Origin of the sequence: Nonomuraea sp. KM90, assembly GCF_052246675.1 — a bacterium.
GTDB lineage: Bacteria > Actinomycetota > Actinomycetes > Streptosporangiales > Streptosporangiaceae > Nonomuraea.
The window spans coordinates 13,607-34,432 of record NZ_JBQQCB010000064.1; the positions used below are offsets into that span (position 1 = coordinate 13,607).

At 70.3% G+C, this 20,826-nt stretch carries 17 protein-coding genes; 13 read left to right on the plus strand and 4 right to left on the minus strand.

Translation table 11 applies throughout. The features are described from left to right. Window positions 1-67 precede the first annotated feature (67 nt). Complete coding sequence (locus tag ACTWPW_RS40100) at window positions 68-1,372, plus strand: MFS transporter (protein ID WP_375116227.1); 1,305 nt, start codon at window positions 68-70, stop codon at window positions 1,370-1,372. Here the strand turns inward: ACTWPW_RS40100 and ACTWPW_RS40105 are convergent. Beyond that, window positions 1,369-1,860 carry a gamma-glutamylcyclotransferase gene (locus ACTWPW_RS40105; RefSeq protein WP_364112574.1) on the minus strand — a complete coding sequence of 164 codons (492 nt, stop codon included), beginning with the start codon at window positions 1,858-1,860 and terminating at the stop codon, window positions 1,369-1,371. The two genes, ACTWPW_RS40100 and ACTWPW_RS40105, sit on opposite strands and share 4 nt — an antisense overlap. Window positions 1,861-2,073: 213 nt before the next feature. Between ACTWPW_RS40105 and ACTWPW_RS40110 the strand changes: the two genes are divergently transcribed. From ACTWPW_RS40110 to ACTWPW_RS40140, 7 genes are all read left to right on the plus strand, one after another. Then, a complete protein-coding gene (locus ACTWPW_RS40110; RefSeq protein ID WP_375116228.1) occupies window positions 2,074-3,462 on the plus strand; it encodes an NAD(P)H-quinone dehydrogenase in 1,389 nt (462 codons plus the stop codon). A gap of 133 nt (window positions 3,463-3,595) precedes the next feature. Continuing rightward, window positions 3,596-5,893: a TIM-barrel domain-containing protein gene (locus tag ACTWPW_RS40115; RefSeq protein WP_443171747.1), complete on the plus strand. Its 2,298-nt coding sequence runs from the start codon at window positions 3,596-3,598 to the stop codon at window positions 5,891-5,893. A gap of 17 nt (window positions 5,894-5,910) precedes the next feature. Then, window positions 5,911-7,218: an ABC transporter substrate-binding protein gene (locus tag ACTWPW_RS40120; RefSeq protein ID WP_375116230.1), complete on the plus strand. Its 1,308-nt coding sequence runs from the start codon at window positions 5,911-5,913 to the stop codon at window positions 7,216-7,218. After that, window positions 7,219-8,091: a carbohydrate ABC transporter permease gene (locus ACTWPW_RS40125; protein WP_364112566.1), complete on the plus strand. Its 873-nt coding sequence runs from the start codon at window positions 7,219-7,221 to the stop codon at window positions 8,089-8,091. Further along, complete coding sequence (locus ACTWPW_RS40130; protein ID WP_375116231.1) at window positions 8,088-8,909, plus strand: carbohydrate ABC transporter permease; 822 nt, start codon at window positions 8,088-8,090, stop codon at window positions 8,907-8,909. The genes ACTWPW_RS40125 and ACTWPW_RS40130 overlap by 4 nt, the downstream gene beginning before the upstream one ends. A 16-nt stretch (window positions 8,910-8,925) precedes the next feature. Continuing rightward, entirely contained in the window at window positions 8,926-11,805 is a 2,880-nt protein-coding gene (locus ACTWPW_RS40135; RefSeq protein WP_443171748.1) for a glycoside hydrolase family 3 C-terminal domain-containing protein, read from the plus strand. A 112-nt stretch (window positions 11,806-11,917) separates the two neighbouring features. Next, complete coding sequence (locus ACTWPW_RS40140) at window positions 11,918-12,385, plus strand: DoxX family protein (protein WP_375116233.1); 468 nt, start codon at window positions 11,918-11,920, stop codon at window positions 12,383-12,385. Here the strand turns inward: ACTWPW_RS40140 and ACTWPW_RS40145 are convergent. Both ACTWPW_RS40145 and ACTWPW_RS40150 read right to left on the minus strand, forming a co-directional pair. Continuing rightward, the gene (locus ACTWPW_RS40145) at window positions 12,354-13,097 is read right to left on the minus strand and encodes a glycoside hydrolase family 16 protein (RefSeq protein ID WP_443171749.1); all 744 of its coding nucleotides are present in this window, start codon (window positions 13,095-13,097) and stop codon (window positions 12,354-12,356) included. The two genes, ACTWPW_RS40140 and ACTWPW_RS40145, sit on opposite strands and share 32 nt — an antisense overlap. Further along, entirely contained in the window at window positions 13,094-13,864 is a 771-nt protein-coding gene (locus tag ACTWPW_RS40150; RefSeq protein WP_375116235.1) for an SDR family NAD(P)-dependent oxidoreductase, read from the minus strand. Before ACTWPW_RS40150 ends, ACTWPW_RS40145 begins: the two co-directional genes overlap by 4 nt. 195 nt (window positions 13,865-14,059) lie before the next feature. On the opposite strand from ACTWPW_RS40150, the gene ACTWPW_RS40155 reads away from it, so the two are divergent. The 4 genes from ACTWPW_RS40155 to ACTWPW_RS40170 all read left to right on the plus strand — a co-directional run bounded on the left by ACTWPW_RS40155 (window position 14,060) and on the right by ACTWPW_RS40170 (window position 20,081). After that, on the plus strand, window positions 14,060-16,741 hold the full coding sequence (locus ACTWPW_RS40155; protein WP_443171750.1) for a cellulose binding domain-containing protein: 2,682 nt from the start codon (window positions 14,060-14,062) through the stop codon (window positions 16,739-16,741). Between the two features lie 88 nt (window positions 16,742-16,829). Continuing rightward, window positions 16,830-18,401, plus strand: coding sequence for a HEAT repeat domain-containing protein (locus ACTWPW_RS40160; RefSeq protein ID WP_443171751.1), 1,572 nt, complete (start codon window positions 16,830-16,832; stop codon window positions 18,399-18,401). Between the two features lie 60 nt (window positions 18,402-18,461). Further along, window positions 18,462-18,914, plus strand: a complete 453-nt coding sequence (locus ACTWPW_RS40165) for a hypothetical protein (protein ID WP_443171752.1) — start codon at window positions 18,462-18,464, stop codon at window positions 18,912-18,914. 57 nt (window positions 18,915-18,971) lie between these two features. After that, window positions 18,972-20,081, plus strand: coding sequence for an acetamidase/formamidase family protein (locus tag ACTWPW_RS40170; RefSeq protein ID WP_375116239.1), 1,110 nt, complete (start codon window positions 18,972-18,974; stop codon window positions 20,079-20,081). A 3-nt stretch (window positions 20,082-20,084) separates the two neighbouring features. Here ACTWPW_RS40170 and ACTWPW_RS40175 read toward each other — a convergent pair whose 3' ends face one another. Continuing rightward, a complete protein-coding gene (locus ACTWPW_RS40175; protein WP_364112546.1) occupies window positions 20,085-20,531 on the minus strand; it encodes a MarR family winged helix-turn-helix transcriptional regulator in 447 nt (148 codons plus the stop codon). Between the two features lie 115 nt (window positions 20,532-20,646). Here ACTWPW_RS40175 and ACTWPW_RS40180 point away from each other — a divergent pair, with 115 nt between their 5' ends. After that, window positions 20,647-20,826 (plus strand): hypothetical protein, encoded by a 180-nt coding sequence (locus ACTWPW_RS40180; RefSeq protein ID WP_375116241.1) that lies wholly within the window; start codon window positions 20,647-20,649, stop codon window positions 20,824-20,826.

Sequence of the window (20,826 nt, forward strand, 5' to 3'; positions counted from 1 at the left end):
ATTTGACTGTTTCGGTCTTCCGAATGCACAGTAAGCCATCACCGCACCTGGCAGCAAAGGAGCCCACGTGGCCACCACCCCTGTGGCACACTCCCCACTCGGCATCCCCAAGAGCCGCGTACGCCAGCTCATGGCGGCCAGCATCGGCAACGTGGTCGAATGGTACGACTGGTACGCCTACAGCGCCCTCGCGACGTTCTTCTCCGTCCAGATCTTCCCGCCCAGCGCCGGCAACCCCCTGGTGCCGTTGCTGAGCTCCTTCGCGGTCTTCGCCGTGGGCTTCTTCATGCGCCCGCTCGGCGGCCTGCTGGTCGGCGCCTTCGCCGACAGGTACGGGCGCAAGTCCGCCATGACGTTCACGATCGTGCTCATGGGCGTCGGCTCGCTGCTCGTCGGCCTGACCCCCACCTACACGGCGGCCGGCCTGCTGGCCCCGGTCATGCTCACCGTGGCCCGGCTCATCCAGGGCCTGTCGGTGGGCGGCGAGTTCGCCGCCGCGACCACGTTCCTCGTGGAGTCGGCGCCCAAGGGCCGCCGCGGCCTCTACTCGAGCTTCCAGTACGTCAGCACCACCATCGGCCAGCTCATCGCCACCGGCCTGGCGGCCCTGCTGGCCACGATGCTGGTCACGGCCGACATGGACTCCTGGGGCTGGCGCGTCCCGTTCTTCGTGGGCGCCCTGCTCAGCCTCGTGGGCCTGTGGATCCGCAAGGGCGCCGACGAGACCTCGGCCGTGGCGGAGGAGATCCAGCGGGGCGAGACGCAGCGGCCCAAGCTGTTCGAGTTCCTCAGGAGCTATCCGAGGTCGGCCGCGACGATCGTGGGCATCACCATCGCCGGCACGGTCGCGTACTACACGTGGACCACGTTCCTGCCCACGTACGCGCAGATCACCGTGGACTTCGACAAGGCGGACTCGCTCCAGATCGGCACCATCTGCCTGGTCTTCTTCATGGTCCTGCAGCCGCTGCTCGGCATGTTGTCGGACCGGATCGGGCGCAGGCCGATGCTGATCACCTTCGGGCTGGGGTTCGTCATCCTGCCCGTGCCGCTGCTCGGCCTGCTCACCGACGCCTACTGGAGCCTGCTGGTCGTGCAGCTCGTCGGCATGGTCTTCCTCGGCTGCTTCACCTCGATCTCGGCCGCGGTGAACTCCGAGCTCTTCCCGACCCGGGTGCGGGCGGCGGGCGCCGGGTTCCCGTATTCGCTGACCGTGGCGCTCTTCGGCGGCACCGCCCCGCTGATCGGCACCGCGCTGCAGGAGGCGGAGAGCCCCGGGCTCTTCCCGTGGTACATGTCCGCGCTGGCGCTGGTCTCCCTCCTGGTCTACCTCTTCGTCCTCAAGGAGACCAAGGACGAGCCGCTGCGTTAACCGCCGAACGAGGTGCAGGGGCGCTCCCGCAGCTCCTTGACGTAGTCGTCGGGGGCGCCCGCCCGCTCGGCCGCCTCGGCCAGGCTGCCCAGGTAGCGGGCCGAGGGCAGCCCGCCCTCGTAGCCGTCGAGCACGTAGAACCAGGCCACGACCTCGCCCTCCAGGGTCTGCACCCGCAGCCGCACCTTGTGGTAGGCGCCGCGCACCGCGCCCTCCCACTGGTCGAGCGAGGTCTCCTCCCAGTCGGGCACGTCATAGAGGACCACGAACACGTGCTCGTCGGGATCCTCGACGATCGTGGCGATCGAGCCCTCCCACGCCAGGTCCATGCCGCCGAACGTCAGCCGCCAGCCCGGCAGCCAGCCCACACCCCAGATCGGTGAATGGGGGGCACGCATGGCCATCTGCTCCGGATCCATGTTCGTGCCGTACGCGCCATAGAGTTTGAGGTCACTCGGCTTCCCCGACCGATCAGAAGGCCACGCCACGATCCACCCCTCTCGCCGGGTGCGTCTTCGTCATCCAGCTACCGCGCCATCCTGCCACGCTGGACGGCCGCGACGGTCCATCGGATCCGGGCGTAAGGGCGTCGTGTCACACTTCGTCGCCCAGATCCCGATCGTCCCGGCGGACCGGGGCATCGGAGGCGTGGGAACGGCCCCGTTGCAGCTTCACGCCGGTCGTGCGGGACAATGGAACATGTGACGAGGATCGTGATCATCGGCGGCGGACCAGGCGGCTACGAGGCGGCGCTGGTGGCCGCCCAGCTAGGCGCGCAAGTCACGATGGTCGAGCAGGACGGCCCCGGTGGTGCGTGCGTGCTCACTGACTGCGTGCCGTCCAAGACGCTGATCGCGACCTCCGTCCGCAAACAGGCTCTGCTCGACGCGTCCTCCGTGGGCGTGTCGTTCTCCGGCGGGCCCGACGGGGACACCGGGGTGGTCGGGGTCGACCTGCCACTGGTCAACAAGCGGGTCAAGGAGCTGGCCCAGGCCCAGTCGGCCGACATCGCGGCGCGGGTCGAGGCCGAGGGCGTCGAGATCGTCAACGCGCGCGGCCGGCTGGTGGATCCGCAGGTGGTGCGGGCGGGGGACCGCACGATCAGGGCCGACGTCGTGCTGGTGGCCACCGGGGCGACGCCGCGCGTGTTGCCGGGGGCCGAGCCCGACGGGGAGCGGATCCTCAACTGGCGCCAGCTCTACGACCTGGACGAGCTGCCCGAGCACCTGATCGTGGTCGGCTCCGGGGTGACGGGGGCGGAGTTCGCGGGCGCCTACCGCTCGCTGGGGTCGGAGGTCACGCTGGTCTCCAGCCGGGACCGGATGATGCCCAACGAGGACGCCGACGGCGCCGAGGTGCTCGAAGAGGTCTACCGGCGGCGCGGCATGAACGTCATGGGCCGTTCCCGGGCCTCCTCCGTCAAGCGCACGTCCCACGGGGTGGTCGTCACGCTGGAGGACGGGCGCACGGCCGAGGGGTCGCACGCGCTGATGACGGTCGGCATGGTCCCCAACACCTCCGGCATGGGCCTGGAGGAGGCCGGGGTGCAGCTCGACCGGGGCGGGTTCATCAAGGTGGACAAGGTCTCGCGCACGTCCGCGCCCGGGGTCTACGCGGCCGGCGACTGCACCGGCGTGCTGATGCTCGCCTCCGTCGCCGCCATGCAGGGCCGGATCGCGGTGTGGCACGCGCTGGGGGAGGCCGTGCAGCCGCTGCGGCTGGCCACGGTGGCCTCCAACATCTTCACCGACCCGGAGATCGCGGCGGTGGGCGTCGCCCAGCGGGCCATCGAGGCCGGCGAGATCGAGGCGAACGTGGTCAAGCTGCCGCTGGCCACCAACGCGCGGGCCAAGATGCAGGGGTTCAACGACGGGTTCGTGAAGCTGTTCTGCCGCCCGCACACCGGGATCGTGCTGGGCGGCGTGGTCGTGGCCCCCCGGGCCTCCGAGCTCATCCTGGCCGTGTCCGTGGCGGTGCAGCAGCGGCTGACCGTCGACCAGCTGGCCCACACGTTCGCGGTCTACCCGTCGTTGTCGGGGTCGATCACCGAGGCCGCCCGGCGGCTCATGCAGTCCGGCGTGCCCATCTAGTCACAGCGGTCCCCAGGCGCGTGGTGCGGTGCACCACGCGCCTTTTCGCGTTCCCGGCAGTCGCACCGTTGACGTTTGTTGGTATGGACAGCAAACTAATTCACGAGTTTGCGCCGTGTTTGAAGGAGCTTCCATGCCCTATCGCCCACCCTTGGTCGCGCACGAGTACTTCGTCGCGGACCCGCCCGAGTTGCCGGTCCGCACGCGCGGCGAGACCGGCCTGTCGGCGGTCACCGCCGCCGAGCTGGTCGCGGCCGACGGTGCCGAGGTGATGCTGAAGGCGGTGACCTCGGCGGAGGAGACGCTGGTCGTCCAGGTCGGTGCGGCGGGCGAGGGCGTGATCCGGGTGCGGTTGTCCGAGGACGCCACCGCCCGGCCGCGCTCCGAGGGCGCGATCTCGCTGGTGACGCCCGGCACGTACTCAGGGGCACGTGCCGTGGCGGAGCCGGGTGAGCCGATCGTGCTCGACGCCGGGTCGTTGCGGGCCGAGATCACCTTGGCGCCGTGGCACCTGCGCTTCACCGACGCGGCCGGGGCCACGCTGGTCGAGCAGGACCGCGGGCACACCGACATCAGCGGCCGCCTGCGTACGCTGCCGTTCGGGCGCTCCAGTGCCGGGGGTACGCCCGTGGCCTATCACGAGAGCTTCGCCGCCGCGCCCGACGAGGCGTTCGCCGGGTTCGGCGAGTCGTTCACCCGGCTGGACAAGCGCGGCCAGCGGCCGGTCATGTGGAACTTCGACGCCTTCGGGGCCGAGTCGCAGCGGGCGTACAAGAACGTGCCCCTGTACGTGTCCAGCCACGGGTACGGCGTGCTGGTCGACAGCGGGGCGCCCATGGAGTTCGACATGTGCCAGTCCACGCACAGCGTCGTGCAGATCGTGGTGCCCGACGACGTGATGGACTACTACGTGATCGCCGGGCCGACGCCGTCCGAGGTTCTGGACCGTTACGACCTGCTGACCTGCCGGCCCTCGCTGCCGCCCAAGTGGGCGTTCGGGACCTGGATCTCCTCGGGGTTCCGCGTGGACAGCCAGGAGCGGGTGCTGGCCCGGGCGCGCACGATCAGGGAGCGCGGCATCCCGTGCGACGTGCTGCACCTGGACACCTACTGGCAGACCGACGGCCACTGGTCGGACCTCAGGTGGGACCCGGAGAACTTCCCGGACCCGGCCGGCATGCTGGCCGAGCTGGAGGGGATGGGGTTCAAGGTCTGCCTCTGGATGAATCCCTATATTTCCCACCTCAGCCCGACATTCCGCGAGGCCGCCGAAGCCGGATATTTCCTGAAGAACCAGGACGGAGCCCCGTACGTCGCCGACTGCTGGCACGGCTCCTTCCCCGCCTGCGGCATCGTGGACCTCACGAACCCGGCGGCCGTCGAGTGGTTCAAGGACCTGCTGCGCCCGCTCCTGCGCCAGGGCGTGGCCGCGTTCAAGACCGACTTCGCCGAGGGCGTGCCCAGCGACGCGGTGGCGTTCAACGGCATGACCGGCACCGACCTGCACAACGTCTACACCCTGCTGTTCAACGACGTCGTCGCCGGCGTCACCCGCGAGGTCAACGGGCACGAGCTGGTGTGGGCGCGCTCGTCGTACCTGGGCGGCCAGCGGCACAGCGCCCAGTGGGGCGGCGACACCTACACCAGCTACGCCGCCATGGGCAGCACGATCCGGGGCGGGCTCGCGCACGGCCTGTCCGGCGTGCCGTTCTGGAGCCACGACGCCGGCGGCTTCACCGGCCGCCCGACCGACGACCTGTACGTCCGCTGGGCCCAGTTCGGCGCCCTGTCGCCGCTGCTGCGGCTGCACGGCACCACGACCCGCGAGCCGTGGGAGTTCCCGGAGGTCGAGGCGGAGGCCGTGGCGGCGCTGAAGTTGCGTTACCGGCTGATGCCCTACATCTACTCGGCGGCCGTCGAGGCCGCGCGCACCGGCGCGCCGATGATGCGCGCGCTGTGCGTGGACCATCCGGACGATCCGGTGGCCTGGCAGGCCGACCTGCAGTACCTGCTCGGCCGCGACCTGCTCGTCGCCCCCATGACCGCGCCGGAGGGCACCCGGCAGGTGTACCTGCCGCGCGGCCGGTGGGTGGACCACTGGACGGGCGAGGTGCTGGACGGCGCCCGCTACGTCCGGGTCAGCAAGCCGCTCGACCAGATCCCGCTGTTCGTCCGGTACGGCGCGCTCATCCCTGTCCAAGAGCAGGGCGACACGGTGGACGTGCCGGCCGAGATCACCCTCGTCGCCTTCGGGGGCGGCGACGGCCCCGGCACCCACACTGCCGAAATCCACGACGCGGACGGCGTGACGGTCGCCGTCGCCACCAGGGACGGCGACGAGCTGCGCGTCGTCGTCACCGGCCCGAAGCGGGTCACCGGGGTCGAGATCGTCCCGGCGACCGGAGCTCCCGTGCGGACCGTCATCTCGTAACACCCCCTGGAGGGATCATGGTCAAACTGAGAGGTGCCGCGGTGCTGGCCGCCGCCGCGCTCGCCCTGTCGGCCTGCGGCTCGGGCGGAGGCTCGGACACCCCCAGCCCGAGTGGAACCCAGCCCCGCGTGCTGAAACTCTGGCACTACGAGTCGGCCGACAGCGCCATGGGCAAGGCGTGGGCCGAGGCGATCAAGAAGTTCGAGGCGTCGCACCCGAACGTGACCGTCGAGTTCGAGGAGAAGGGCTTCGAACAGATCCAGAAGACGGCCAGCATGGTGCTCAACTCCGACGAGGCGCCCGACATCATGGAGTACAACAAGGGCAACGCCACGTCCGGGCTGCTGTCCAAGCAGGGCCTGCTGACGGACCTGAGCGAGCAGGTCACCAAGCGCGGCTGGGACAAGCTGCTGCCCGGCGGCCTGCAGACCACCGCCAGATATGACGACCGGGGCGTGATGGGCACCGGCAAGTGGTTCGGCGTGCCCAACTACGGCGAGTTCGTGATGGTCTATTACAACAAGGAGCTGTTCGACAAGCACAAGGTCGCGGTCCCGACCACGTACGAGGAGTTCACCGCCGCGCTGGACACCTTCGTCAAGGCCGGGGTGACCCCCGTCTCGAACGCCGGCGCCGAGTACCCGGCGCAGCAGATCTTCTACCAGCTCGCGCTGACCAAGGCGCAGAAGCCGTGGCTGGAGGCGTTCCAGTCCTACAAGGGCAAGGTCGACTTCCACGGCCCCGAGTTCACCTACGGCGCCGACACGTTGGCCGACTGGGTGAAGAAGGGCTACATCGCCAAGAACTCCGCCGGGCTCAAGGCCGAGGACATGGGCGTGGCGTTCATGAACGGCAAGTTCCCCATCGTGATCAGCGGAAGCTGGTGGTACGGCCGCTTCGCCTCCGAGATCAAGGACTTCGAATGGGGGCACTTCCTGTTCCCCGGCGCCACGATGTCGCCCGGTTCGAGCGGCAACCTCTGGGTGGTCCCCGAGAAGTCGGAGAACAAGGACCTGGCCTACGACTTCATCGACATCACGATGAGCAAGGACATCCAGAACCTGCTCGGCAACTCCGGGGGCGTCCCCGTGGCCGCCGACCCGGCCGCGATCACCGACGCGAAGAGCAAGGAGCTCATCGAGACCTTCAACAAGCTGACCACCTCCGACGGCCTGGCCTTCTACCCCGACTGGCCGGCGCCCGGCTACTACGACGTGATGGTGGCCGGGGTCCAGGAGCTCATCAACGGCAGCAAGACCTCCGCCCAGGTGCTGGACGAGCTGGCCAAGCCGTACGAGGACAACCTCGCCGACATTGGCAACTAGATGAGAGTGCGCACGAGCGGCAGGCGGGGGTACTGGCTCTACCTGATCCCCAGCCTGCTGCTGTTCCTGGCCGTCATCGTCGTGCCGTTCCTGATGAACGTCGGCGCCAGCTTCACCCGCTGGTCGGGGGTGGGCACGCCGCGCTGGATCGGGCTCGACAACTACACCCGGCTGCTGGCGGACGAGCGGTTCTGGCAGTCGTTCCAGCACAACGTGGGGCTGATCGTGGCCATGGCCGTCGTGCCGACCGCGATCGGCCTCGTGCTGGCGGCCGCGCTGTTCGACTACATCGGCAAGCGGTTCGGGACGCGCACGGCCTCCGCGCTGCGCGCGATGTACTACCTTCCGCAGGTCCTGCCGGTGGCGGTGGCGGGCGTGGTGTGGGGGTGGATGCTGCACCCGTCGTACGGCGCCGTCAACCAGATCTTCGGGCTGGACCTCGACTGGCTCGGCGACCCCGACCTGGCGCTGGCCACGGTCATGGGGATCATGGTCTGGTTCCAGCTCGGCTACCCGGTCGTGATCTTCATGGCCGGGTTGCAGCGCGTGGACCCGTCCTACTACGAGGCCGCCGAGATCGACGGGGCCTCGTGGTGGCGCAAGTTCTGGCACATCACGATCCCGCAGATCCGGCCGGAGATCTTCGTGGTGCTGCTGACGTGCACGATCGCCGCGCTGAAGGTGTTCGGGCCGATCTTCGTGCTGACCCGCGGAGGGCCCGGCAACGCGACGATGGTGCCGTCGTACTTCTCGTACCTGAACTTCTTCCAGAAGAGCAACGTCGGGTACGGCTCCGCGATCGCCACGGTGCTGGCGCTGATCATCATCGTGGTGACGTTCCTGTTCCTGCGCGTCCAGGAGCGTGAGTCATGAGAGGGCCCGGACGCTGGGCCGTGCTGCTCGCGCTGGTCGTGCTCGCGGTCGTGATGATCTTCCCGTTCCTGATCGTGGGGATGAACGCGATCAAGTCGCCGGCCGAGTACAGCTCGCAGGGGCCGCTGAGCCTGCCCGACGGGCTCCACCTCCAGGGGATCGTCGACTTCTGGAACCGGGTGGAGTTCGGCACCAAGCTCTGGAACAGCTTCGTCATCAGCGCGTCCGTCGCGGTGCTGGCGGTCGTGCTGTCCGTGCTCAACGCGTACGCGCTGGGCATCGGCCGGGTGAAGGGCCGGCTGTGGATCCTGGTGCTGTTCCTGGTGGCCAACACGCTGCCGCAGGAGGCGCTGGCCTATCCGCTGTACTACCTGGCCAAGGCCGTGGGCCTCTACGACACCCAGCTCGCGGTGATCATCGTCATGACCGCCATCCAGGCGGCGTTCGGCACGTACCTGCTGAGCGCGGTCCTGGGCCAGTTCCCGAAGGAGATCCTGGAGGCGGCGGCGATCGACGGCGCGGGGCGGCTGCGGTCGTTGTGGCGGATCGTGGTGCCGATCAGCCGGCCGACGATCAACGTGCTGCTGATCTTCTTCTTCATCTGGACCTGGAACGAGTTCTTCCTGCCGCTGATCTTCCTGATCTCCAACGACACCCAGACGGTGCCCGTCGCGCTCGGTGTCCTGCAGGGCGAGAAGTACATGGACGCCACCATGTCCAGCGCCTCGGCCCTGCTCGGCGTCGTACCGGCGATCGCCTTCTTCCTGATCTTCCAGCGGACGCTGACCCGAGGTGTGACGGTCGGCGCCATCAAGTGATGGAGAACCCCCAATAATGCGAAAAATCCCGTTATTAGCGACCGTCGCCCTCGCGGCCTCGATGCTGGCCGTGCCGCCCGCCCAGGCGGCCGAGACCCACCCGTTCCAGGACCCGAGCCTGCCGCTGGAGCAGCGCGTCAGCGACCTGCTCGGCCGGCTCACGCTGGACGAGAAGCTGAGCCTGCTGCACCAGTCGCAGCCGGCGATCCCGCGCCTGGGCATCGCCTACCACAAGAACGGCACCGAGGCCCTGCACGGTGTCGCCTGGTCCAACCACCTCAACGACAACTGGAACCAGAAGTTCGCCAGCGGCACCGTGTTCCCGCAGGCGGTGGGCCTGGCCAGCACCTGGGACCCCGAGCTGATCAGGAAGGTCGGCTCGGCCGTGGGCGACGAGACGCGCGGCTACAACGCCGCCGATCCCGTCCTGTGGGGCCTGCAGGTGTGGGCGCCGGTGGTCGACCTGCTGCGCGACCCGCGGGCGGGCCGGAACGAGGAGGGCTACTCGGAGGACCCGCTGCTGACCGGGGCCATCTCGACGGCGTACGGCAAGGGGCTGCAGGGTGACGACCCCTTCTACCTGAAGACCGCGCCCGTCCTGAAGCACTACCTGGCCTACAACAACGAGACCAACCGCAGCCTGACCTCCTCCAACCTGACGCCGAAGCTCAAGCACGAGTACTACGAGCCGGCCTTCAAGGCGGCCGTCTCGGCCGACGCCGCGACCGGGGTCATGGCGTCGTACAACCTGGTCAACGGGCGGCCCAACCACGTCAACCCGGACCTGAACGACGTGGTCAGGTCGTGGACGGACAAGACGCTCTACAACCCCAGCGACGCGTGGGGGCCGCACGCGCTCACCGACCTGGAGCGGTACTACGACAACAAGCCCGAGGCGTTCGCCGCGGTGCTCAAGGCCGGGCTCGACAGCTTCACCATCGACAACAGCGACATCGGCCCGATGGTCACGAACCTCAAGGCCGCGCTCGACCAGGGCCGCATCACCGTGGCGGACGTGGACAAGTCGGTGCGCAGCGTGCTGTCCATCCGCACCCGGCTGGGGCACTTCGACCCGGACGGCGGGCCGTACAAGAAGATCGGCGCGGATGTGATCAACAGCGCGGCCAACAAGCGGCTCAACCGGGAGACCGCCGGGAAGGCGGCCGTGCTGCTGCGGAACTCCGAGGTGCTGCCGCTGGCCGGGCCGCGGTCGGCGGCCGTGGTCGGGCCGCTGTCGGCCAAGCTCTACCGCGACTGGTACTCCGGCGAGATGCCGTACAAGGTGACGCCGCTCGACGGGATCAAGGAGCGCGTCGGCGCCGTCACCACCGGGGAGGGTCTGGAGCGGATCGCGCTCAAGCACCTGGACTCCGGCAGGTACATCACCGCCACCGGCACCGGCCCGAACGACAACGCGGCGCTCACCGACACCGCGCCCACCGCGGCCTCGCAGTGGGACCTGACGGACTGGACCGGCGGCGTCTCCACGCTGCGCAACGCGGGCAACGGCAGGCTGCTCGGCGGTGACTGGCGCTCGCTCGACACCGACGACGCCGAGCCCGACGGCTGGTACGTCTCGCAGCAGTTCGCGCTGGAGAAGCAGGCCGGCGGCAACTACCTGATCAAGTACGCCGGCTACGAGACGGTCGAGGGCTGGTTCGCCCTGCCCGACGCGTACGTGGGCGTCACCGACGGCACGCTCGGCCTGGTGCCCAAGGCGCAGGCCGCCGAGTTCGGCAAGGAGGTCGTCTCCGACGGCGTCGCCGAGGCCGCCGCGCAGGCCGCCAAGGCCGAGGTCGCGGTCGTGGTGGTGGGCAGCCACCCGTTCGTGGCCGGGCGCGAGTTCCACGACCGCGAGAACCTGCGGCTCGGCGAGGGCCAGCGGCGGCTGATCGAGGCCGTGCGCAAGGCCAACCCGAAGACGGTCGTCGTCCTGGAGACCAGCTACCCGGTCATCGTGGACGCGCCGACGCTGCTGTGGACCACGCACGCGGGCGCCGAGACCGGGCACGCCGTCGCCGACGTGCTCTTCGGCGACGTCAACCCGGGCGGCCGGCTCACCCAGACCTGGCCGGCGACCGACGAACTGCCCAGCATCCTGGACTACGACCTGACCAGGACCGGGATGACGTACCTGTACGGCGAGGACAAGCCGCTCTACGCCTTCGGGCACGGGCTGAGCTACACCTCCTTCGGTTACCAGGGGCTCAGGGTCCAGGGCGACAAGGTGAGCGTGAAGGTCACCAACACCGGCAGGGCCAGGGGCGACGAGGTGGTCCAGCTCTACACCCACCAGCGCGAGTCCCGTTTCACGCAGCCGGTCAAGCAGTTGCGCGGCTTCCAGCGGGTGACGCTGAACCCGGGCGAGACGCGCACGGTGACGTTCACCCTGAAGAAGCCGGACCTGGCCGTCTGGGACCACACCCGGAACAAGTGGGCGGTCGAGAACGCCACCCACGACGTCCTCGTCGGCTCCGCCTCCGACCGGATCCGCCAGGCCACGACCCTGCGCGTGCCCGGCGAGACCATCCCCGTGCGCGACCTGGCCAGGACGACCCGGGCGATGGACTTCGACGGCTACTCGGGCGTCGCCTTCGCCGACGAGAGCAAGGCGGGCGGCGAGGTCGTCGAGGGCTCGGCCGGCGACTGGGTGTCGTACACCGGCGCCTCCTGGGGCTCGCGCCTGACGGCCGCGGTGTCCTCGGTGAGCGGCGGTTCGTTCGAGGTGCGCCGCGGCTCGCCGACCGGCACGCTGCTCGCGACCGTGCCGGTGCCCGCCACCGGCGGGATCTACCAGTACGGCACCGCGAGCGCGACGGTGAAGGCCGGCACCGGCGGCCTCTACCTGGTGTTCAAGGGCGACCTGCGGATCAGGGACTTCGCGCTCGCCCGGTGAGCTCACCCTGACGGACGGCGGCCACGATCTCGTGGCCGCCGTTCGCTTGCCCTTTTTGGATAGCAGTGGTATCTAATGTTGTTGGATAGTGACGCTATCGATGGAGGGTCTCATGGTGGTAATCGTGTTGCTGGTCGCCACGGTGGCGTTCCGGCTGCTGGGGGTGCTCGGTGTCGGCCGGTTCGGCACGTGGCGGGTGAGCGCGGCCCACGGGCTGGCGGTCATGCTCGTCGTGACCGCCAGCGCCCACTTCGTCCCGGCCGGCGTGACGTTCATGCCGAACCACGCCGACATGGTGGCGATAGTGCCGCCGTTCGTGCCGTTCCCGGCCTTCATGGTGTACGCGTCCGGCGTGCTGGAGCTGGCCGGGGCCGCGGGGCTCGTGCTCGAAAGCACCCGCAGGGCGGCGGGGGTGGCCCTGGCGGTGTTGTTCGTGCTCCTGCTGCCGGCGAACGTCCACGCCGTCGCGGCCGGTTCCGAGCTCGCCTCACCGCTGTGGCAGCGGATCCCCGAGCAGGCGCTCTACATCGGGGTCGCGCTCTGGGCGGCTATCGGTAACCGCGCACGTAGTCGACGGTGAACTCCTTGGGGTACGGGCCGTGCGGTTCGAACTCGTAGATGTTGAGCATGAGCTGCATCGGATAGTCCGGCGACTGGTGGACCGTCCTGACGAGGTCGCCGTCCACGAAGAAGGAGACGTGGTCCGGGGTCCAGTCGGCGGCGTACACGTGGAACTCCCGGGCGTCGATGGGCAGCGTCTCCACCGTGAAGTCGTCGGTGATGCGCGGGTCGGCGAAGGGGTGCACGCCCATGCCGATCCGCGCGGAGCCGGGCCGGACGTCGCGGCCGAAGATCTCCGCGATGCAGATCTCCGCCGACCGCTCGGGCACGTCCTCGTAGCCGATCATCCAGAGCGCGACCATGCTGTGCGGGTCGTCGGTCGCCCTGGCCCGCATCTCGATCAGGCCGTACCGGGGGGTGTAGAGCCTGGCGGGCGTCTGGGCCTCGCGGACGACGGCGTCCGGGCCGCGACCGTGCTGGCCGACGCGGCTGCCGACCGGGCCGGCGTACACGCCCGTCTGCAGGGAGGAGACCCGCAGTTCGCCCTCCAGGTCCGGGCACCACGGCGGCTGGTTCTCCTCGATGCGCAGCCGGAGCAGGCCGTCGCCGAGCCGGTGGCGGGCGGCCGAGCGGTCGCGGGTGGTCCACTGCGGCAGGTAGCGGGCGATCCACTTCGACTCGTCGATCCGGTCGCCGTCGAAGGTGTCCTCGAACACCAGCTCCCTCGTCATCGGACCGTCCAGCCGCCGTCGATGACGAGCGTGTGCCCCGTGACCAGCGAAGCGGCCGGCGAGGCCAGGAAGAGCACGGCGCCCGCGACGTCCATGGGCTCGCCGATGCGGTGCAGCGCCGCGATCCGCTCGATCACGTCCGCCTCGAACGCCGGGTCGGACAGGGCCGGCGCGGTGCCCGGGGTGCGGATGAAGGTGGGGGCCACGTTGTTCACGGTGATGCCGTGGGGGCCCCATTCGACGGCGAGGCAGCGGGTGAGGTGCGCGATGGCGGCCTTTGTCATGCAATAGATGGACTCGCCGGGCAGGGCCACCTCGCCGGCCTGCGAGCCGACGTTCACGATCCGGCCGTACCCCTGGCCGATCATGACCCGGCCCGCCGCCTGGCTGGCCAGGAAGGTGCCCTTCAGGTTCACCTGCAGGGTCCGGTCGAAGTCGTCCTCGGTCACGTCCTCGGCCGGGTTGCCGGGGGCGATGCCCGCGTTGTTGACCAGGAGGTCGATCCGGCCGAACCGGTCCACGACCTGCCGGACCGCCTCGGCGATCTGCCCGGGGGCGGTCATGTCCATCTGCAGGGGCAGCGCCACGCGGCCCAGCGCCCGGATCTCGTCCGCCGGCCCGCCGTCCGCCCCGGCGTCCCGAAGGCCCAGCGCGACGTCCGCTCCGGCGTTGGCCAGCGCCAGCGAGATCGCCCGCCCGAGACCCCGCGCAGCGCCTGTGACCAGCGCGATCTTCCCGTCGACGCGGTAGTCGGGGAATGTCGTCATCGTGCCTCCTGGGCCTGGTTAATTCGTTGTCTATCCAAACTATTGACCTCCGCCGCGCACGTGTGTGAGCCTTCTGGTGGAAAGCTCATGCGCGAAGGCGCGGCGACGGTCAGGGTCCTGCATTCTGCTCGTGCATGGCGGTCATCTGACGCCTTTGGGGCGCCTCTCGGCGTGCCTGGAAAGGAAGAGCCGCGCATGCGAAGAAGATTATTCGTCATGCTCACGACCGCCGCCGTCCTGCTGGTGGCGGCCGTCGTGCGGATGTCGCCGGTAGCGGCGGTCGCCTCGGATCCGTACGCGTACAAGAACGTCCGGATCGACGGCGGGGGCTTCGTACCCGGCATCATCTTCAACCCGACGGAACGCAACCTCGTCTACGCCCGCACCGACATCGGCGGCGCGTACCGGTGGAACCAGTCCACCAGGTCCTGGACCCCGCTGCTCGACTGGGTCGGCTGGGACAAGTGGGGCTACAACGGCGTGATCAGCCTGGCCACCGACCCCGTGCAGACCAACCGCGTGTACGCCGCCGTCGGCATGTACACCAACAGCTGGGACCCCAACAACGGCGCCATCCTGCGCTCGACGGACAAGGGCGACACCTGGCAGGTCACGGCGCTGCCGTTCAAGCTGGGCGGCAACATGCCCGGCCGCGGCATGGGCGAGGCCCTCTCGGTGGACCCGAACGACAACCGCGTCCTGTACTTCGGCGCCCCCAACGGCAACGGCCTGTGGCGCAGCACCGACTACGGCGCGACCTGGTCGAAGGTGACCGCGTTCCCCAACGCCGGGAACTACGCCCAGGACCCCAGCGACCCCAACGGCTACCTGAGCCACCGGCCGGGCGTGGTCTGGGTGACCTACGACAAGCGCTCGTCCACCGCGGGCACCGCCACCAGGACCATCTACGTGGGCGTCGCCGACAAGGAGAACACCGTCTACCGCACCACGGACGGGGGCGCCACCTGGTCGCGGCTGGCCGGCCAGCCCACCGGTTACCTCGCCCACAAGGGCGTGCTCGACACCGTCAACGGCTACCTCTACCTCGCCACGAGCGACACCGGCGGGCCGTACGACGGGGCCAAGGGCGACGTGTGGCGCTACGCCACCGCGACCGGCGTCTGGACCCAGATCAGCCCAGTCCCGTCCTCCAGCGCCGACGACTACTTCGGCTACAGCGGCCTGACCATCGACCGGCAGAACCCGGGCACGATCATGGTGGCCACGCAGATCTCGTGGTGGCCGGACGTCATCTTCTTCCGCTCCACCGACTCCGGCGCCACGTGGACCCGCGTGTGGGACTGGACGTCGTACCCCAACCGCTCGTTCCGCTACAAGATGGACATCGCCGAGAACCCCTGGCTGACCTTCGGCACCAACCCGCAGCCGCCCGAGGTCACGCCCAAGCTGGGCTGGATGACCGAGTCCCTGGAGATCGACCCGTTCGACTCCAACAGGATGATGTACGGCACCGGAGCCACGATCTACGGCACCGAGAACCTGGCGCTCTGGGACTCGGGCGGGCAGTTCACCATCAAGCCGATGGCCAAGGGCCTTGAGGAGACGGCGGTCCTCGACCTGATCAGCCCGCCGAGCGGCGCGCCCCTGGTCAGCGGCCTGGGTGACATCGCCGGGTTCCGGCACACGAACCTGGACGCCGTACCGCCGATGATGTTCACGGCGCCTGTCTTCACCTCCACCACCAGCCTGGACTACGCGGAGAAGGCACCCTCGATCATGGTCAGGGCGGGCAACTTCACCGACGCCGACCGCCCCAACGACAGCCACGTGGCCTTCTCCACGGACGGCGGCGCCAACTGGTTCCAGGGCACGGAGCCGGGCGGCGTCAACGAGGGCGGCACGGTAGCGGCGGCGGCCGACGGCTCCCGCTTCGTCTGGGCCCCCAAGGGCGTCGCCCCGGTCTACTCGATCGGCTACGGCAACTCCTGGCAGCAGGCGTCGGGCCTGCCGACGGGGGCGATCGTGGAGTCGGACCGGGTCAACCCGATGAAGTTCTACGGCCTCAGCGGCGGCCGCCTGTACGTCAGCACGAACGGCGGGGCCACGTTCACCGCCGCCGCGGCGACCGGCCTGCCCGCGAACGGCAAGGTCAAGGCCGTGCCCGGCGTCGAGGGTGACCTCTGGGTCGCGGGCGAGGGCGGCATGTGGCACTCGACGAACAGCGGCACCTCGTTCACGAAGCTGGCGGCCGTCACGAACGCGGTCAACGTCGGCTTCGGCAAGGCGGCGCCCGGCGGGACGTACATGGCGGTCTTCGCGGTCGCCACGATCGACGGCGTCACGGGCCTGTACCGCTCCGACGACGGCGGGTCGAGCTGGTCGCGCATCAACGACGACAAGCACCAGTGGGGCAACATGGGCGAGGCCCTGACGGGCGACCCGCGCGTGTACGGCCGCGTCTACCTGGGCACCAACGGCCGCGGCATCATCTACGGCGACCGCACCGGCCCGCCCGTCACCGTGACCCCGACCGTGACCCCGACCGTGACCCCCACGGTCACCCCCACCGTGACCCCCACGGTCACGCCCACGGTCACGCCCACCACGGGCACCGGTTGCACGGCGACGTACAAGGCGGGCAACACCTGGCCGGGCGGCTTCCAGGCGGAGGTGTCGGTCAGGAACACCGGCACGTCCGCGATCACCGGCTGGAAGGTGACGTGGAGCTGGGCGGGTGACCAGAAGATCAGCCAGATCTGGAGCGCCACCCAGACCCAGACGGGGGCCGACGTGACGGCCGCGAACGCCGGCTACAACGGCAACCTGGCGGTCGGCGCCACGGCGTCGTTCGGCTTCAACGGCAGCTACACCGGCACCCACACCTCACCCACCACTCTTACCTGCACTCCGGCGTAGGACGAGACGGCGGGGACCCTCGGCATCGGGGGTCCCCGCCGCGGATATTGGCAGGAAACATCACCCTTTCGGGTGCGACGATGTCGGCGTGACATGGATCAAGGAGCACTTCCTGCGGCACGGCGAGCCGCCCGTGGATCAGCCCGTGGATCCGCCCGTGGAGCAGATCGTGGACTCCATCCATCGGCTGGTCACCGCGACCGGTCGTGGGCGGCACAGTGGCCTGGACCAGCTGGCCATCGGCCTGTACGCCCTCGCCGCGGACGCGGAGCCGGCCGCGCGGGCCATGGACGTGCTGGCGGCGGTCGATCCACTGGCCTGGATCGATCTGGACCTGGCGGTGCGCCGGCAGTCCCCGCCGCCCCCGCTCGACTGCCGGTCCCACGCGGCACCGGCCGCCGTCGCGCCGGAACCGGCCACCCCGCTTGCCGTCGCGCTGGCGGCCTGCGGCTGGAACGGGCGCGAGCGGGCACGGGCGATGGCGCATCCCGCCATGCGCTCCGAGGCCGGGCTGCTGCCCCTGCTGCTGGTCAGGACCACCGACTGGGTCGATCCGGTACGTGACAGGGCGCTGCGCGTCCTGGGCGAGGTGCTCGCGGACGCGGCTGCGCTACCGGTCGCGCTGCCGATCGCGGTGCCGGTGGCCGTTCGCATGGGCGAGCGTGTCCGCGGCCGTCCGGCCCTGGAGCAGGTCCGTGACGCCCTCATGCGGGCCGGCCAGGAGACCCTCGACCTCGTGCTCGGGAGCCCGGACTCCCGCGCGCGGCGGTTCGCGTACGACGTGTTGGTCCAGGCCGGCCGACTGGATCACGAGCGGCTGGTCGCGGCGGCGCTGCACGAGCCCGACCAGGTCTCACGCACGCGGTGCGCCCAGGCCCTGGCCGCGCGGGCGGTCGCGGAGGAACGGCCCGAGCACGCGGTGGAGATCCTGGACGACGCCACCGCGCAGGGCCGCATCGCGGCGCTGACCGCTCTCGTACAGCTCGGCCACCCGGAGCACGGGCCGCGGTTCCTGGGCGACAACGCCGGCATGATGCGGCTGACCGCGCAGTGGGCCGTGCGGCGGGCCGGTGGCGAACCCGCCGAGCTCTACCGCCAACGCATCAAGGCGGGCGGGGCGACGCGCGGGCTGCTGGCCGGGCTCGGCGACTGCGGCACGCGGGCCGACGACGCCCTCGTCCTGCCGTACCTGCGGGATCCGCGGTCGCGCGTGCGCGCGGAGGCGGTACGCACGCTGCGCCGCCTGGGGTCGCGTGCCGACGTGACGGCCCTGCTGGAGGACCCGGCCCCGGTGGTGGTCAGGAACGTCGTGGCCGCCGTGCAGGCCTCGGGTCCCGGCGTGGCCGCCGAGCGCCTGTGGGCACTGCTCGGCACCGGCCACCCCCTGCACGTCCGCCGGGCCGCGTACCGCCTGCTCGTCCACCGGGACCCCTGGAGCCGGGTCAGGGCGGACCTCCTGCTGGTACGGGACCCGGACGAGAAGCTGAGGGGGCGGGCCCGCGACGACCTGGTCCGGTGGTGCCGGAGCTCGACGGCCCCGCCCGCGCGGCTCCCGGCCGGGTGGCGCGCCGAGGTGGAGGAGCTGGCCCGCGCGGCGGAGGGCGTCCTCAGCTCGGAGAACGCGCGGTTGCTGCATCTGGCGCTGCGGTTGTTCGCGTGAGGGGCGCCGCGGCCCTGGGTGGCCGGCGTCGAACGGAGTGTCTCGGGTAGCTGGTGGCACATGCACACACTCGTCAAAGGCTTGATCGCGGGCGCGGCGGGCACCAGCGCGCTCAACGTCGCTTCGTATCTCGACATGGTGATCCGGGCGCGCGGGGCCAGCAGCACCCCGGGGCAGGCCGTGGAGCGGCTGGCCGGCCTGGCGGAGGTGGACCTCGGGGACGGCGAGCGGGGCGAGCATCGCAAGGAGGCGCTCGGCTCGCTGCTGGGCTACGGCACGGGCGCGGGTGCGGCCGTCTGCTACGGCCTGCTCGCGTCGGGGCGGCGGCCGCCGTGCGCGGTCGGGGTGCTGGGGCTGACGGCGCTCGCCATGCTCGGCTCGAACGCCCCGCTGACCGCGCTGGGCGCCACGGATCCGCGCGAGTGGACGGCCTCGGCGTGGGTGTCGGACGTCCTGCCGCACCTGGCGTACGGGATCACCGCGTACGCGGCGTACGAGCTGCTGAGGTCTTGACAGGTGGGACGGGCGGGCGAAGCGTGGCCCTCACACGCCGCACCCGAGGGGGCCGCCATGGCCGTACACGAGATCCGCATCAATCCCGCCCTCCCTCTTCGCGACGAGCCCGGCACCGGCCACAACCGCTGGCACCCGGACATCCCGCCCGTCGTGCGCTGCGCGCCCGGCGACGAGGTGGTCATGGAGACCAGGGACGCCTTCGACGGCCAGATGGGCCCGAACGCCACGCTGAAGACCGTCGAGGCGCCGGATCTCGACGTCGTGCACCCGCTCACCGGCCCCGTCCACGTCGAGGGCGCCCAGCCGGGGGACCTGCTGGAGATCGAGATCCTGGAGGTCGTGCCGGACGGCTACGGCTACACCGTGCAGGTGCCCGGTTTCGGGTTCCTGCGTGACGTGTTCCCCGAGCCGTTCATCGTGCGCTGGCAGCTCGCCGACGGCTGGGCGGTGTCGGACGACCTTCCGGGCGTGCGGATCCCGGCGGCGCCGTTCATGGGGACGATCGGGCTGTCGCCCGGGCACGGCTCGCTGGCCAGGATCACGGCGCGCGAGCAGGCGGCGCTGGAGCGCGGCGGGTTCGTGCTGCCGCCGTCGCCCGACGGCGCGGTGCCCGCCACGGCCGGGGCGGCCGGGCTGAGGACGATCCCGCCCAGGGAGCAGGCGGGGAACGTGGACATCAAGCAGCTCGGGGCCGGGACGCGGCTGTTCGTGCCGGTGGACACGCCGGGGGCGCTGTTCTCGGCCGGGGACGCGCACTTCGCGCAGGGCGACTGCGAGGCGTGCGGGACGGCGATCGAGATGCGGGCCACGCTGCGGGTGCGCTTCGCCGTGCACCCGGGGGAGGCCGCGGAGAAGGGGATCAGGGGGCCGCGGTTCTCGCGGTCGGACTATTGGGTGGCGGCGCCGTTCGCGGCGCCCCGGAGGTTCTACGCCACGACCGGGATGTCGGTCAGCCGGGACGGGCAGGTGGTGGCGGAGGACGCGACGCTGGCCGCCCGCAACGCGCTGCTGGAGATGATCGACCACCTCGGGGATCGGGGGTGGAGCGCCCAGCAGGCGTACGCGATCTGCAGCGTCGCGGTGGACCTCAAGGTCAGCCAGCTCGTGGACGTGCCCAGCTTCCTGGTCTCGGCGTTCCTGCCGGAGGACATCTTCACCGGCTGACCGTCAGTCCTCGTCCGCGTGGGTGGCCGCGATCACCCGCATCAGGGACGTGTGCAGGTCCTGGAGCTCTTCGAGGCTCATGCCGAGGCGGGCCACGATGGCGGGCGGGATCTTCTCCGCCTCCGCCCTCAGCTGCCGGCCCTCCGGCGTGAGCGTCACGGCGAGGGCGCGCTCGTCCTTGCTGTTGCGCTCGCGATGGATGTAGCCCAGGGCCTGGAGCCGCTTGAGGAGCGGGGACAGGGTGCCCGGGTCGAGCCGGAGGAGCTCGCCCAGCTCCTTGACCGACAGGGGCTCGTGCTCCCAGAGCGCGAGCATGGCCAGGTATTGCGGGTGGGTGAGCCCCATGGGCTGCAGCAGCGGCCGGTAGAGGCCGATCACGCTGCGCGAGGCGATGCTGAGGGCGAAGCACACCTGCCGGTCCAGGGCCAGGAGATCTGTTGCCTCTGTCACAGGCTCCATCTGTGCGAACCTCCGGATGCTTCTGGTAAATTACTTTGTGTACAAACTAATAGTGTACAAAAAGATGCCACGCAAATCTTACGCCCCCCGACCTGGAGGTCGCCCCGTGTTTCACCGCAAGCCGCTGGAGGAACGCATCGCCGAGCGCCAGGCCAAGCTGCCTCCCCTCAAGGAGGGCAAGCACTTCGAGCACGGTCCGGCCAAGTTCGTGTTCGTCTCGCTGATCGTGATCCTCGTGCTCGTGCACTTCGTGGGCCTGGGCATCGTCATGCACTTCTACTCCTGA

What these genes read in the sequence shown, in the direction of transcription:
- ACTWPW_RS40170 (WP_375116239.1), top strand. Translation starts at nt 18,972, where the DNA reads ATGGCCGTACACGAGATCCGCATCAATCCCGCCCTCCCTCTTCGCGAC.
- ACTWPW_RS40135 (WP_443171748.1), top strand. Translation starts at nt 8,926, where the DNA reads ATGCGAAAAATCCCGTTATTAGCGACCGTCGCCCTCGCGGCCTCGATG.
- ACTWPW_RS40150 (WP_375116235.1), bottom strand. Translation starts at nt 13,864, where the DNA reads ATGACGACATTCCCCGACTACCGCGTCGACGGGAAGATCGCGCTGGTC.
- ACTWPW_RS40115 (WP_443171747.1), top strand. Translation starts at nt 3,596, where the DNA reads ATGCCCTATCGCCCACCCTTGGTCGCGCACGAGTACTTCGTCGCGGAC.
- ACTWPW_RS40145 (WP_443171749.1), bottom strand. Translation starts at nt 13,097, where the DNA reads ATGACGAGGGAGCTGGTGTTCGAGGACACCTTCGACGGCGACCGGATC.
- ACTWPW_RS40165 (WP_443171752.1), top strand. Translation starts at nt 18,462, where the DNA reads ATGCACACACTCGTCAAAGGCTTGATCGCGGGCGCGGCGGGCACCAGC.
- ACTWPW_RS40130 (WP_375116231.1), top strand. Translation starts at nt 8,088, where the DNA reads ATGAGAGGGCCCGGACGCTGGGCCGTGCTGCTCGCGCTGGTCGTGCTC.
- ACTWPW_RS40140 (WP_375116233.1), top strand. Translation starts at nt 11,918, where the DNA reads ATGGTGGTAATCGTGTTGCTGGTCGCCACGGTGGCGTTCCGGCTGCTG.
- ACTWPW_RS40155 (WP_443171750.1), top strand. Translation starts at nt 14,060, where the DNA reads ATGCGAAGAAGATTATTCGTCATGCTCACGACCGCCGCCGTCCTGCTG.
- ACTWPW_RS40120 (WP_375116230.1), top strand. Translation starts at nt 5,911, where the DNA reads ATGGTCAAACTGAGAGGTGCCGCGGTGCTGGCCGCCGCCGCGCTCGCC.
- ACTWPW_RS40125 (WP_364112566.1), top strand. Translation starts at nt 7,219, where the DNA reads ATGAGAGTGCGCACGAGCGGCAGGCGGGGGTACTGGCTCTACCTGATC.